Raw genomic sequence first — 14078 nt, 5'->3', positions numbered from 1 at the left:
TGAACCCCGACACTTATTATGTCCACGACCTAATTGATCAAAGACAATGTAGCAAAATCACATAATCACGTCGGGGGTCGGCAGGACCTCGACGCTCAATTCCAGAAAGGCCTCGCGGGCCGCCGAACCGGGTCGGTTGGACCAGGCCAGCCCGTGGTTCATGTAGTAGGGCCGGCCGCCCAGCGGCACATAGACCGCACCGGGCGGCAGTACGGCGGCGATCCCCTCGGGCAGGAAGGCCACGCCCACCCCGGCACTAACCAGCATCATCGTCATATAGGGGTCGGTGATCTGCTGGGCCACGATCGGATAGAACCCGGCATCGGCACAGGAGCGCATGGTCGAATCGTAAAGGGCCGACCCCGCGGCCATGGGCGGGGTGATGAATGGCTGGTCGGCCATATCCGAGAGCAGCACCGAGTCCGAATCCGCCAGCGGGTGGTCAGCGGGCAACACCATGCCAAAGGCCTCCTGGGCCAGTAGCCGGGAACTGATCCGGGTCGAGTCCACCGGCAGTCCGACGAAGGCAAGATCCAGCGCCCCGGAATCCAGCTGGTGCACCGCGTCCTGGGTCATGACCCGGCCGACCAGGGTCAACTCGATTTCCGGGTGCCGGCGGCGCAGCGCCCCGGTGAGCACCGGTAGCGACATGTGATTCAGTACCCCGGTGAACCCCATGGTCAACGAACCATAGACCTCCCCCTCGGGGACCCTTACCGCCGCGGCGGCCACATTCAGCTGCTCGAGTACCTGCCGGGCATGCGGGAGGAACGCATGCCCGGCAGCGGTGAGCTCCACCGAGCGGGTGCTGCGGATAAACAGCTCCGCACCCAGCGAACGCTCCAGTTTGCGGATGGTCTGGCTCAGCGGGGATTGCGCCATACGCAGGCGCAGCGCGGCATTGCCGAAGTGCAGCTCCTCGGCGACCGCGATAAAGGCCTCCAGCCACCTGATTTCCATCTGCACCTTCCTGCGCGGCTACTTCGCCGCTTGCCCCTCCAGCGTACCGGTCGCAGCCTCATGGCCCAGTGCATGACGAGCGGCCGCCCAGCCGAAGGTCATGCCGGAGGCCACCTGGACCCCGGCACCTGGATACTCCGACCCCATGACGGAGGCGGCGTCATTCCCCGCCGCATAGAGCCCCGGTACCGGTTCACCCTGCGCGTCCAACGCCTGGCCGTTACCGTCGGTCCGCACTCCATAGGCGGTGGCCAACGGGGTGGGCACCACGGCCATGGCATAGAACGGGCCCTGGCTGATCTCGCCGATATTGGGGTTCGGCCCGCCATGGTCCGGGTCCCCGGCCACCTGCCCGAAGAGCAGTTCGCCCTTACCGAAATCCTCGTCCACACCGGTGGCGGCAAATCCGTTGAAGCGCTCCACGGTGGCCTGCAACCCCGCGGCATCCACCCCGATCTTGTCGGCCAGTTCGGCCAGGGTCGCCCCTTCATACAGGTAGCCGTCGTTGATGTAGCGCTGCAGGGCCCTACGCGGCAGGTGCGGCATGGTGATCATGCCCAGGCCGTATTTGGCCAGGGTTCGGGAGTCGACCACCAGCCAGGCGGGGATGGCCTGCTGGTTCCCGGAGTCGAACATCGCGCGCACGAACCGGTGGTAGGAGCAGGACTCGTCCACGAAACGCTGGCCGCGCGAGTCCACCGCGATAACCCCGGGACGGGCCCGGTCCCAGATATGCGGGAAAACCACCTGCGAACCGTCCTTGCGCCGGCCTATGGAGCTGGGGAACCACAGGGCGTTTTCGCCATTGTCATGCCCGAGGGCGGCGCCGGCCTTCTCGGCCAGGGCCAGGGTGTCACCGGTGGCTCCCTCCCCGGCGCGCGAGAAGCGCGGGGTCGGCTGCGGCAAAAGCTCCTGGCGCAGCTGCGCATTATGCGCAAATCCGCCGGCGGCCAGGACCACACCCCGGCGTGTGCCGATCCGTAGGCGTTTGCCGTTATGCGTGACCAGGGCACCGATGACCCGATTGCCCTCGGTCACCAGTTCAGTGGTGTGGGCGCCAAAGAGGAATTCCGCGCCGTGCTGCCGGGATTCGTGGAACATCCGGGCCACCAGCCCGTTGCCCATGACCAGTCGGGTCCCTCGTGGGTAGGAGATCCGGTCCCGCGCCCATTCCAGCCCCAGTTTCGCAGCCAGGCCCACGGCCTTCGCGCGTTCGGCGAGGGTGCCGGTGTAGAGCTTGAGCAGGGTGGCGACCTCCGGGCGGCGCAGCATCAGGGTGCCGCCCATGAGCGCGAACTCGGGCACCGGCGGGCGAACCCGACGGAAGTCGTTGCGCCCCAGTAGCCGCCCGTCAAAGGGGGCCGGCTCCAGCGCGCGGCCGGTTTTGCCGGTTTCCGGCAGTTCGGAGTGGTAGTCCACCACGGCAGGGGAACGCTGGAAGTGCACACCCAGCGCGTGCATGTCATCAAGCATCTTCGGCGCGGCATCCAGGTAGGCCAGCCAACCGGCCTTCGCGGCCTTGTCCCCAACCACCAGGTCCAGATAGCGTTCTGCGCGTTCGCGGTCATCGAGGTTGCCGTCCTCGCGCTGGAAGCGGTTATCCGGAATCCAGCAGGTTCCCGCGGAATAGGCGGTAGTTCCCCCGAGGTATTCGGTCTTCTCCAGGGCCAACACGCTGGCTCCACGGGCCGCTGCGGTCAACGTCGCCGACAACCCGGCAGCCCCGGTGCCCAAAACCAGAAGGTCAACGGTGTTATCCCAGGTATGCTCCGACTGCTGTGTCATCTGTTCTCCTCGACTACGCAGGGTAACCCGCGTCACTGTACTTGTTTCCCTATTATCAGCAGGCAAACAATATACTGTCCACGACAGATTCAGTCATTAATTATGTGCCAAAAGTATATAATGCGGGTACGCCGCCGCCATCCGCTCAATAACGCTTCACACGATTAAGCCGTCAACGGACGGAGCGCGGTTGACAGCCGGTGTTGCGCGCCACAACCCCGACACCGGCTGCCCCGGAGGCGTCGAGGCTAGCTTCCCGCCATCTGTGCCGATAGCATCAAGGTGACCTGCACTATCAAGACTTCAAGGGGACCAAACCACATGCCACAAAAGGTTAAAGCAGTTATTTCCCGTGCCAAGAACGCACCGGTCGAGGTCGTCGACATCATCGTTCCGGATCCGGGACCGGGAGAGGTCGTGGTCGACGTGCTGACCACCGGCGTATGCCACACCGACCTGCACTACAAGCTCGGCGGAATCGGTGATGACTACCCTTACCTGCTGGGCCACGAATCCACAGCTGTGGTCAGCCAGATCGGCGAGAACGTCACAAACGTGAAGGTCGGCGATCGGGTGATCCTGAACTGGCGCGCGGTGTGCGGCCAGTGCCGGGCCTGCGCCAAGGGCGAACCGAAGTACTGTTTCAACACCCACAACGCCACCCAGAAGATGACCCTGGAAGACGGCACCGAACTCTCAGCCGCCCTGGGCATCGGATCCTTTGCCGAGAAGACCCTGGTCCACTCCGGCCAGTGCACCATCGTCGACGAGGACGCCGACGCGGCCGCCGTAGGCCTGCTGGGCTGCGGCGTGATGGCCGGCATCGGTGCCGCCATCAACACCGGCGAGATCAAGCGCGGCGAGTCCGTGGCCGTTATCGGTTGCGGCGGTGTCGGCGCGGCCGCGATAGCCGGGGCCAAGCTGGCCGGGGCCACCACCATCATCGCGGTGGACGTGAACTCCGCGAAACTCGAAACCGCCCAGGGCTTCGGGGCCACCCACACGGTTGATTCCTCCAAGGTCGATGCGATTGAGGCCATCCGGGAGCTGACCGGTGGATTCGGTGCCGATGTCGTTATCGACGCGGTAGGCCGCCCGGAGACCTACACGCAGGCTTTCTACGCCCGCGACCTGGCCGGACGCGTGGTACTGGTGGGAGTGCCCACCCCTGAGATGAAGCTGGAACTGCCCCTGCTGGACGTCTTCGGTCGCGGTGGATCGTTGAAGAGCTCCTGGTACGGCGACTGCCTGCCAAGCCACGACTTCCCGATGCTCGTGGAGCAGTACAAGCTCGGCCGCCTGGACCTGGACTCGTTTGTTACCGAGCGCATCACGATCGATCAGATCGAGGAGGCCTTCGACAAGATGCATGAGGGAACCGTCCTGCGATCGGTGGTGGAAATCTAATGAGCGCGCAGATCGAGAATATCGTCACCTCCGGTACCTTCTCGCTCGATGGCGGGACCTGGGACGTGGAGAACAATGTCTGGCTGATCGGGGATGACCAGGAAGTCCTGGTCATCGATCCGGCCCACGAGCCGGATAAGGTGCTGGCCGCGATCGGTGAACGCACCGTCAAGGCGGTGCTGCTCACCCACGGCCACGATGACCACATCCGCGCGGCAGGCGAATTCGCCGACGAGGTCGATGCACCGCTGTACCTGAACCCGGCCGATTCGATGCTCTGGGAAGCGGTCTACCCGGACCGCAAGCCGGATGTCGAGATCAAGGACGGGGACGAGTACGCGATTGCCGGGATCACACTGAAGGCCCTGCATACCCCAGGGCACTCCCCCGGCTCGACCTGCTTCCACGTGGCGGAATTGGATGTGCTCTTCAGCGGGGACACGCTGTTCAACGGCGGCCCGGGTGCCACCGGGCGCAGCTACTCCAGCTTCGAGACCATCATCGAATCGATTCGAGAACGGTTACTGACCCTGCCGGAGAAGACGATCGTCTACACCGGCCATGGGCCAAGCACCAGCATCGGGGCCGAGGCGCCGAACCTGGATGAATGGATCGCCCGCGGCCACTAGGACCACGGGATCAATGGTGAACCTGTCATCGCGTCATGCAGATCCTGCGTGACGCGATGACAGGTCTCCTTGTTTCCAGCGCAGTTCTGTGCCCGCCTTGATCACCGGTTGGGCACATGGCCGGTGCCCCGGGCTTCACTGGGCGGCACGGTACCGTCAAAGAGACCGGCCAAGCTGTAGCCTGGTCCGTCGAACTGCCGTCGGCGTCATATACCGGTGTTCGCCGACCCCTCACTCCGGGTTAATCCTCCGTTCATTTTCCCGTACTACGATCCCGGGTGGCGGAGGTGACTACGGCTATCGCACAGTCCAGCTGCCGGAGCATTCCAACACACAGGAGATCCATGACACGTAGGACGTTGGCAGGCGCGATTCGGCGCATCCGGAAAAGACTTCACCGGTTTCATCCGGGATCCGCCGGGCTTGGTGCCACCAATCATCAGGGGCAGGTCACCCGCCGGGATCAGCACGCCATCGAGGGCTACCTCTTGGTCCCATCGGGTACCCCGGCCCTGGAGGTCGGCTTGTTTATCGGTGAGTTCCAGGCCATGACCAGTCTGGCGACCCTCGATATCGAAGAGCACGGCAGCCACGAGAAACGACATTTCCGGTTTGGGCTCCACGATTTCTGGCGATTCGCCCACCGCGGGGACAGGATCTCGGTCCGGGTGGACGCTCAACCCATCCGCCTGGACTCGGGCGAACTGTTTTTCCACCCACACCGTAACGGCAAGGAGAATATCGAACTTCTCCGGCAACGTTTCGAGCGCGGCGAGATCTTTGGCCAGGGCGGCAAGATCCAGCTCTCCCGGGTGGCCGATACCCGCTGGCAGCACCATGTCATCCGGCTCTACCAGGAAGTTTCCGGCCTGTTGCAGCAGCAGTTCGGATATCGTGCGTTCATCTACAACGGCACCTTGCTCGGCGCGGTGCGTGATAACGGATTTATCGGACACGACCGGGACTTCGACAGTGCCTACATATCCCGGCACCACGATCCCCGGGCGGTTGCCGAAGAACTTTTCGAGATCTCACGGGTCCTGCTGGCGGCGGGGTACTCGGTGGTCCCCAAATCCAGTTGTATCGCCATCCTGGACAAGGACTCCGGCCAGGCGCAGATCGACCTGTTCCACCTCTACACCACGCCAGCGGGGGTATTGCAGTTTCCCTTCGGCACCGTTGAAACCGGAGCACTGTACCTTGATGACTTGGGAGGCATCGTGGAACGTGGGTTCGTAGATGAAACCGTACTGGCCCCGGAGAAGGCCGCCGAACTGGTGGCCCATATCTACGGACCCAACTGGCAGTACCCGGATCCCTCCTTTCACTGGCCCACCGCACGAAAATCACGGGCCGCGGCGGCCCTGCTGACCCCGGACCAGCAGGACCGGTTGTACTGGGCCGATTTCTACGCCCACGACCACGACTTCGAACCCTCCGGGTTCGCCCATCACCTGCTTGAACGCGGGCAGCTGCCCCATCTGGTCATCGATCTGGGATGCGGCGAAGGCCGGGATTCGGTGGCCTTCGCTGCGGCAGGGCACCGCGTGCTGGGATTGGACCGCTCTGCCGGGGCCTTGGCCCAGGCCCACCGACGCGAGGGGCATGGGGTCCATTTCGAAGATTGCGATCTGACCAATGCCGCCGCACTGGCCGACCAAATCCGGTCTTTTCGTGGCCCCACACCGAACCGCGTGCTGTTCTACGGCCGCGCCCTGCTCACGTCGATGTCCCGGGAAGGGCAACAGTCATTGCTGCAGACCCTGGAGCAACAGGCCGAACCCGGGGATCTGCTGGCACTGGAACTGCGCACCGATAAGGACCACGGGCGGCACAAGGCCCACTTCCGCGCCTACCGGCGCTTACAGGCCGCGGCTGCACTCATCGAAGAAATCGAATCCCCCAACGGGTGGACGGTGCTCGAACATCTCGAATCGACCGGCTTGGCACCCTATCAGAAAGAGGATCCCGTCGTCCTGCGGCTGATCGCACTGCGTCCCGGTTCAACGCAGCAGACCTAGAACAGCGACGATGAATGGGGTTCGACCAGTTCGGCGTAATCATTGCGAACGTTGCCAACCGCCGAGTCCACTTCGTGCATCGTCCAGCTCGCGGCCACTTCATGGGCTTGCTCACGGAGTTGACCGATGAGTGCGGAGGCGTCCGGTTGTTCGGGGTCCAGCCAGTATGCCATCATCTGCGCGTCCATCGGGATCGGCAACCGGTCATGGAGTCCAGCCAGTTCCCCCAGGATCCCGGGAGCTTGCTCCGGTGGGGCGTCCATGGTCAGGATCGTGGTGGACAGGATCCAGCTCTCGTCGGCGTCCTTCCACCATTCGTAGAGTCCTGCGAAAAAAATGAGCCGGCCCTCGGGGTGGTACACGAAAAACGGTCGCTTCTTCCCGCCGGCTTCCTTTCTCCATTCGTAGTACCCCTGGACCGGTACCGCGGCCCGCCGCTTCTTGACGGCCGAACGGAATGTCGGTTTCTCCTCAACGGTTTCACTGCGGGCATTAAAGGCCCGCACCCCGACCGAGAGGTCCTTGGCCCATCCGGGGACGAGCCCCCAGCGTGCCACATGGATCTGGCGGCGTACCTCGCCGTCCACCAGGCGTTCCAAGACGATGGGCACATCGGTGGTGGGGGCCACATTCCATGACTGGCGTAGCTCCAGGTTCGCATCTGCTTCGGCCTCCGCCTCGGCAACCAGGTCACCGATGGCCTTGGCCATGACGTATCTTCCGCACATGGGAACAAGTCTGCCACCTCAATGGTTGAATGAAGTATGACCAACTCAGTTAATCTTGACCAGTACATTCCCGAAGCCGGGGCCGTCACCATGTTCACGACCAACTGGTGCGGATACTGCCGCAACCTGAAGCGGATGATGGACCAAAAAGGCGTGAAATACACCGAGGTCAATATCGAGCAGGTTGATGGTACCGCCGAGATCGTGGAGTCCTTCAACGGTGGCAACCAGACCGTTCCGACGTTGGTGTTCGCCGACGGAAGTGCCGCCACCAACCCGCGGATCGACGAGGTTCTCGAGCGCGCCGGTCTTTAGCGTCCTCGCCGAACCCCTGACACGTCCCGGGGTCGGGCAAGTAGTGCGGCCCGGCCCCGGGGATTGTCAATTTTGAGGGACATGCTTCCCAGGAAGGCGGGATTTCGGAACGAACTTAGCGTTCCAGCCCGTATTCGGCGGCGTATTCGTCCAGAAGCGCCTCGATAAAGGTTTCCGGAGTCAGCCCCTGGACCAGATCATCGGCCGCTCCGGCAGTTGCCGGATCCATCGGGATCCCCATCAGCCGGTACACCTCGTCAAGGACCTTGCGGATGGGTGGCGAATCGCTGATGACGAAGACCGAGGAGAACAGCCAGGCCCCGGCGATCACCCTTTGGGCGGTCCCCACCAATTTCACCGGCACCCCGGTGACCGACTCCGGCCCTGGTACCCCATGGACCGAATGCTCACCGGCGCAGTATTCTCCGTCCAGTTCCCCCACATGGGCGTCTACGCCTACCCGCTGCAAAGCGCGGGCGTACAGCTGACCGAAACGCACAAAGCGATCCTGGTGCCCGATCATGGCGTCCGGATGCGGCTCGATGTGATCCACGATCAAGGTGCCGCGGTGATAGGCTGCAGCCCGTCCACCGGCCTTGCGGACCAGGGGAAAGAACCCGTGTCGTTCACTGGACCGGACCGCCTGCTCGTACCCCTCCAGGCGTACATCCCGTTGCCCGAAGGCCAGGGTAGGATCCGGGCGGTAGATCCGCAACAGCGGCGGCCGCTGCCCTGCGCGTACCTCGCGTAGCAATTCCACTCCGCGGTCCAGATCGGCGGCAGCATCCCCGCTTGGCTCTTCAATGAGCACCTGCAGTGTGACTGGCTGCCGTTTGTTGTCAAAAGCCATGGTTTCCAGTCTAGTACCGGCGCAATGCCCAGCTCACCTCTTCATCCATCGGCCAGGCCGGCTGTGGCCAATCGGACTCCCCTGCGGTACCCCAGTGCATGGGCGCTGGGGAATAATGGAAGGCGTGCCAAATTCTAGAACCAAGGTGATTCTGATCGGCGGAGCTTCCGGCTCCGGCAAGTCCTATCTGGCGGCCCGCTACGGACGACCGCACCTTCCCCTGGACGAGTTCTATCGCCAGATGAGCGAGGACGGCTCCCCTGACCCGTTTCCACGGACCGGCTACGGTGAGATCGACTGGGATCATCCGCATACCTGGAACCGGCAAGCGGCACTGGATGCCATCACCGAATTGTTGCAGACCGGCTCGACAATGGTGCCGAACTACTCCATCAGCATTTCAAGCTACACCGGGCACCGTAGACTCCGAGGGTCGGGCCCGGTGGTGGCCGAGGGGATTTTCCTGGCCGAGCTCCTGGAACCGCTACGTGCAATGGGCGTGAACGTCGAGGCCTACTATGTGGATGAGCCGGCCCTGCTGACGGCACTTCGCCGCTTCGCGCGTGATGTGTCCGAGCGCAGGAAACCCATTCCGTTCCTGATCAGGCGAGGTTTTGCACTGTTCCGGGCTCATCGGCCAGATCGCGAGCTCTATCGTTCCAAGGGGTTCACCGTGATGGCCAAACCCAAATTGAAACGCCTGCTCGCCGAGCTGGCCGGGAGCCGGGATTCCTAGAGCGGGCGAACCGTCAGGATTTGCTCGCTTCGGCCGAAGGGGCCGTGGATGTCGTGAAGAACGGCTGAGGTCAGCCCGATCCCGTCGGTTCCATAGCTTTGCTGCGCCTCAAGCCCCAACCATTCCCCTACTGGTTCGCGGTACATATGGACTTGCAGATCCACATTGGGGAACATCCAGTTGTTGGGCCCTGGCTCCGAACGCGGGGCCACTCCGTTCGCGGTGTCGACCATTCCCAGCAGACGTTCCATGTCCGTGCAATCCACGCCGTTGATCATGCTGAAGGGGTTGCGCAGCCAGACGATCCCCTTGCCAGCGCGATGCTCAGGGGTGGTGCGCATCTCGAGTCCACGGATGTATCCTCCTGGCCAGACCTGCGCCCCAAGGTAGGGTTGGCAGTCTTGCGGCCCGGGAATCGGAGCATCCTCGGTTCCGGAAACTGCGCTGGTATCCCCCGTTGCCAACCGCCAGGCACGGGCGACAATGCTGGTGCGTCCATTGGTGAGCATTTCCGCTTCAACCAGCTCGATCGTTCGTCCCGGTCGCAACATGCGCGTCTTGACTTCGAACTCCCCGGCGTGGATCAGGCCATAGATCTCCAGACTCAACCGGGCCATCCGCATTCCCTCGCGCGGCTGGAAATTCAGCAGCTCATGGGTCAGTACTCCGGTGGCAGGAGCCATATGCTGCTCATGGGGATTCCATGCACCTTGGGCATGGATGGTGGAACGGTAACGCCCGTCCCCCAGCGGCTCATAGTAGAAATCTCCGGTTGCCAGGATTCCGGCAAGCTGGTCATCGACCTGATGGGTCATCGCGGTACCTCATAGAAAACTCTTCCAATACGTGCTCCTGATCACCCTACCTGAGATCCACGCAGGGGCGGCCCCAAGGGAAATCAGCAACGTGTGCTAAGCGGTCGCGTCATCACGGTGGGCATGGTGACCAGCCGGATCCATGATGCTCAACACCTCGGCCATCTCGCCAACCGCCCAGAAGGAATGCGGGGTCATCGTGTCGAATTGTGCCGCCTGGCCTGCCTTCACGTGATAGACCCTGTCACCCAGACGCAACCTGATCTCGCCGCGCAATACCGTAAACCAGTCCTTTCCCGGGTGCACCCGCGGCTCGGGCTCGTTTTCCGCTGCCCGCGGATCGATCCGCATTTTCACCACCACGGTTCCGTTCAGCCCTTCCGGATCGGACAGACGCCAGGTGGTCAGTCCCGGGTACTGGACCGGTTCGGGACGGATCACCGCGTCCTGCTCGGCGGCAGGGGCCACCAGTTCATCAATCGTCGTATCCAGCGACGTGGCCAGGGGCACCAACTGATCAAGTGCGATGCGCCGATTACCGGTCTCGATGCGGCTGAGCGTGGATACGCTCAGCCCTGCCCGGCTGGCCAAGGACTCCAATGACCACCCCTTGGCCTGGCGAAGTCCCCGGATTCTCAGTCGGACTATGGTATCCATTTCCAATTCTTGCGTCATACGCAAAAGAGTACCCGATTAAGGCAATGCACTTCTAGGCTGGGGACCATCAGGAACACCGGAATTGGGAGAGATCATGGAAGACTTCGACGTCATCATCATTGGAGCGGGAGCGGCCGGGATTTCCGCAGCGACGGCACTGGCCCGCAGCAAGCGTTCGGTACTGGTCATCGATGCAGGGAGTCCCCGCAACGCCGCCTCGACCAGCGCGCACAACCTGCTCGGTCGCGATGGCATCTCGCCGCACGAAATACTGGCTGAAGCACGACAGCAGGCGGTCGAATACGGCGTACTATTCCGCAACGAGTGGGTCGAACTGCTCGAGGGGTCATTGGAGAGCAGGTTCACCGTCAGGACCTCGGATTACTCCTATACTGCACGACGGATCATGCTGGCCACCGGTCTGCGCGATGTCCTTCCCCAGATCCCGGGAGTGCAGGACGGCTGGGGCAAGACCGTATTGCATTGCCCGTATTGCCATGGGTGGGAGGTCAGGGACCAACGCATCGCCATCTTGGGCATCGGCTTGATGAGCCCCCATCAGGCCCAAATGTTCAGCCAGCTCAGTGACCGGGTGACGTATATCAATCACGCTCCGGACATGCTTGGCGAAGAAGAGCGCAACAATCTTGCGGCACTGTCCATCCCGGTGATTGACACCCGGGTCGATGCGTTGGAGTTCGATCCATCGGGAGGGCTTCACAGCCTACGCCTTGCCAACGGCCAGCAACTGGAAGTGGATGCCGCGGTGGTCATGAGCCGGATGGAAGCCAATGCGCGGCTCTACGAATCCATGGGAGGGGTACTGACCGATCACCCCTTGGGAAGGCACATTGCAACCAATCAAATGGGCGCAACCGATATCCCGGGGGTGTTCGCTGCAGGCAACGTGGCCGACCTGGGAGCCATGGTATTGGCAGCCGCGGCCAGCGGGGTGACCACCGGGGCCGGAATCAATTACGATCTGATCAACGAACGGATCCACCCCGTGAGAGGATAGCTGCCATTGCGGCGGGCTGGCATTGCCATCCATGCGCAGACAAAGGTCTTCAGCGACGGGAAGTCCGTTTCCAAATGTCGATCTGATCAGGTGTGATTAGCCTGGGCCGCTGGCTGCCGATGCACCCAGAGGCCCAGGCATGTCACCGGCCCGCAAAAAGAATGCTATGCTTGTTGAGTTATCCCGCATTCATGAGCAATCAGGAATGCACTAGGTCGGTTATGCATCTTAGTTCGCACAACCGATCGCGCAGCAGCTTGGTCCAGTGGCGTAGTCACTACGCACGGACTCTTATATTGAAACGAATCCTTTAATTTCTTCTTCTCCACTGCCACTCCGGTCAGCATCCACATACCTCCACACCTTTTCATGGGTGGTCGTAACGCTGCTTCAGATCTCCCATCCCGGACGTGACCACCTACTCCCACGGAGTTCAGGGATTCCTTTCCCCTTCCGGAGCCAACTCAGCTCCACCAGCATCAACAGAATCAGCAATCGATTACCGATGCTGCGTCTAACTACACCTGTGCCAGCTGCGCACTAAGGTAACCACAAATTTCGTGTTGCTCCAGCAATACGGCACCAACGGTCGCACTGTGTGGCCGGAAATGAATAGGAAATAAAATTATGGCCACTGGCACTGTGAAATGGTTCAACGCTGAAAAGGGCTTCGGCTTCATCGCTCCTAACGACGGATCGGCTGATGTCTTCGCTCACTACAGCGCAATCCAGAGCTTCGGTTTCCGCAGCCTTGAAGAAGGCCAGACCGTGGAATACGATCTGGAAGCCGGCCCGAAGGGCCCACAGGCAACCAACATCCAGGCTCGCTAAGTCTGAGATCACCAGGTGGGGCCGGACGAAGTTCAACTTCGTCCGGCCCCACCGGTCTTTAACGGTTTACTGGACCTTTGGAAGCTTCCCGGGCCGCGGCTGGCGGCCGCTCCCGCAGCAGACCGACGCCCAACAGCCGGGCGGGAATTCTGGCCAGCACCGGCACGGATTCGAAGAGCCAGGCCAACGGTGCAGGAAGTCGTACACTCACATCCTGACCGAGCAGTCTACGTAGCCCCACATGCATGATCCGCTGGACCATCTGCGTCACCCTGGTCGGCAACATCCGACGGCGTTGTACCGCGGCAACATCCCGATCAGAAACGCGGTTGGCAGCCAGCGGACCGGCCAGTAGCCTCGCGGCGCACACCGCATCCTGGACCGCAAGATTAACCCCTACCCCACCAACCGGGCTCATGGCATGCGCCGCGTCACCGATGCATAGAAGCCCTTTGCGCCACCATCGGTGCGCCAGGTTCACATGGACATCCAGGAGTTTCAGGTCTTCAAGAGCCAGTTCCCGCACCCCTTCCTCCAGATCAGGCACGGCATGGCTGATCTCGGCACGGAACTTCTCGATGCCCCGCTGGCGCTGCACAGCATCTTGCCCCTTCAACAGGAGCATCGCAGCTTGCACATATCCGACCCGTGGAATCAGAATATAGACCCGGCCCGGGGCAAAAACCGGCAGTAGTGACTCACGGACATGGTGTGTGCCGGGGACCCGGAACCACCAGACATCGATGGGGACCCTGAACTCCTTGACCGGCAGTTCCGCTTGTTCCCTGATGGCAGACCACCGGCCATCAGCCGCGATGGTCAATAGCGCCCGGATTTCCTGCTCCCCGTCCGGGCCCTGGTAGCGCACTCCCGTGACCTGTCCGTCATCAACCAGTAATTCGGTGGCTTCGCAGTTCATCCGCAGCTCGAAGTTCTCCTCTTCGGTGGCGGCTTGGGCCAATAAGTTCAGGAACTCCCATTGCGGCGCCATGGCGATATAGGGAAATGGATGCTTCAAGGCTGCCAGATCCAGAACCGTCACCTCCCGTCCACGGGCATCGGGGATCTTCGCTCCGGTCACCTTGGACAAGCCTGTGGCCAGGAACTTCTGCATCAACCCCAGATCACTGAGGAGTTCAAGGGTGGACGGGTGGACGGTATCTCCGCGGAAATCCCGTAGGAAGTCACCGTGCTTCTCCAGTACGAGAACACGCACTCCGCTACGGGCCAGCAACAGGCCCGCCATCATGCCAGCGGGACCTCCGCCGACGATGACACACTGCCATGGCTGATCCATTGCGGCCTCCCTGAGCGATTTGTACCTGC

The 14078-nt window shown here is 62.3% G+C and carries 14 protein-coding genes; 7 read left to right on the top strand and 7 right to left on the bottom strand.

Annotated features, from left to right (window positions below; genetic code table 11):
• Window positions 1-57 precede the first annotated feature (57 nt).
• Both OK351_RS04305 and OK351_RS04300 read right to left on the bottom strand, forming a co-directional pair.
• Window positions 58-960, bottom strand: a complete 903-nt coding sequence (locus tag OK351_RS04305) for a LysR family transcriptional regulator (protein WP_265156127.1) — start codon at window positions 958-960, stop codon at window positions 58-60.
• 18 nt (window positions 961-978) lie between these two features.
• On the bottom strand, window positions 979-2745 hold the full coding sequence (locus tag OK351_RS04300; protein ID WP_265156125.1) for an FAD-dependent oxidoreductase: 1767 nt from the start codon (window positions 2743-2745) through the stop codon (window positions 979-981).
• A gap of 321 nt (window positions 2746-3066) precedes the next feature.
• Between OK351_RS04300 and OK351_RS04295 the strand changes: the two genes are divergently transcribed.
• From OK351_RS04295 to OK351_RS04285, 3 genes are all read left to right on the top strand, one after another.
• A complete protein-coding gene (locus OK351_RS04295; RefSeq protein WP_265156123.1) occupies window positions 3067-4152 on the top strand; it encodes an S-(hydroxymethyl)mycothiol dehydrogenase in 1086 nt (361 codons plus the stop codon).
• The gene (locus OK351_RS04290) at window positions 4152-4781 is read left to right on the top strand and encodes an MBL fold metallo-hydrolase (RefSeq protein ID WP_265156121.1); all 630 of its coding nucleotides are present in this window, start codon (window positions 4152-4154) and stop codon (window positions 4779-4781) included. The genes OK351_RS04295 and OK351_RS04290 overlap by 1 nt, the downstream gene beginning before the upstream one ends.
• Window positions 4782-5125: 344 nt before the next feature.
• Window positions 5126-6802 (top strand): methyltransferase domain-containing protein, encoded by a 1677-nt coding sequence (locus tag OK351_RS04285; RefSeq protein WP_265156120.1) that lies wholly within the window; start codon window positions 5126-5128, stop codon window positions 6800-6802.
• Here OK351_RS04285 and OK351_RS04280 read toward each other — a convergent pair.
• A complete protein-coding gene (locus OK351_RS04280) occupies window positions 6799-7530 on the bottom strand; it encodes an SOS response-associated peptidase (RefSeq protein WP_265156119.1) in 732 nt (243 codons plus the stop codon). The two genes, OK351_RS04285 and OK351_RS04280, sit on opposite strands and share 4 nt — an antisense overlap.
• 36 nt (window positions 7531-7566) lie before the next feature.
• Between OK351_RS04280 and OK351_RS04275 the strand changes: the two genes are divergently transcribed.
• Window positions 7567-7845, top strand: a complete 279-nt coding sequence (locus OK351_RS04275; protein ID WP_265156118.1) for a mycoredoxin — start codon at window positions 7567-7569, stop codon at window positions 7843-7845.
• 115 nt (window positions 7846-7960) lie between these two features.
• Here the strand turns inward: OK351_RS04275 and OK351_RS04270 are convergent, their stop codons facing one another.
• Window positions 7961-8695 carry a lipoate--protein ligase family protein gene (locus OK351_RS04270; RefSeq protein ID WP_265156117.1) on the bottom strand — a complete coding sequence of 245 codons (735 nt, stop codon included), beginning with the start codon at window positions 8693-8695 and terminating at the stop codon, window positions 7961-7963.
• Window positions 8696-8819: 124 nt separating this feature from the next.
• Between OK351_RS04270 and OK351_RS04265 the strand changes: the two genes are divergently transcribed.
• Window positions 8820-9431 (top strand): uridine kinase family protein, encoded by a 612-nt coding sequence (locus OK351_RS04265; RefSeq protein WP_371931375.1) that lies wholly within the window; start codon window positions 8820-8822, stop codon window positions 9429-9431.
• On the opposite strand, the gene OK351_RS04260 is transcribed toward OK351_RS04265, so the two are convergent.
• Complete coding sequence (locus tag OK351_RS04260; protein WP_265156115.1) at window positions 9428-10246, bottom strand: thioesterase family protein; 819 nt, start codon at window positions 10244-10246, stop codon at window positions 9428-9430. The genes OK351_RS04265 and OK351_RS04260 overlap by 4 nt on opposite strands.
• A gap of 96 nt (window positions 10247-10342) precedes the next feature.
• Window positions 10343-10921 (bottom strand): helix-turn-helix domain-containing protein, encoded by a 579-nt coding sequence (locus tag OK351_RS04255; protein ID WP_265156114.1) that lies wholly within the window; start codon window positions 10919-10921, stop codon window positions 10343-10345.
• A gap of 76 nt (window positions 10922-10997) precedes the next feature.
• Here OK351_RS04255 and OK351_RS04250 point away from each other — a divergent pair, with 76 nt between their 5' ends.
• Together OK351_RS04250 and OK351_RS04245 are read left to right on the top strand one after the other, a co-directional pair.
• Window positions 10998-11921, top strand: coding sequence for an NAD(P)/FAD-dependent oxidoreductase (locus tag OK351_RS04250; protein ID WP_265156113.1), 924 nt, complete (start codon window positions 10998-11000; stop codon window positions 11919-11921).
• A gap of 627 nt (window positions 11922-12548) precedes the next feature.
• A complete protein-coding gene (locus OK351_RS04245; protein WP_265156112.1) occupies window positions 12549-12752 on the top strand; it encodes a cold-shock protein in 204 nt (67 codons plus the stop codon).
• 58 nt (window positions 12753-12810) lie between these two features.
• On the opposite strand, the gene OK351_RS04240 is transcribed toward OK351_RS04245, so the two are convergent.
• Window positions 12811-14049, bottom strand: a complete 1239-nt coding sequence (locus OK351_RS04240) for an FAD-dependent oxidoreductase (protein WP_265156111.1) — start codon at window positions 14047-14049, stop codon at window positions 12811-12813.
• Window positions 14050-14078 lie beyond the last annotated feature (29 nt).

Origin of the sequence: Glutamicibacter sp. MNS18 (assembly GCF_026107515.2) — a bacterium.
Lineage (GTDB): Bacteria > Actinomycetota > Actinomycetes > Actinomycetales > Micrococcaceae > Glutamicibacter.
The sequence above is the reverse complement of the archived record's forward strand: the minus strand, read 5'-3'. Positions and strand labels throughout refer to the sequence as shown.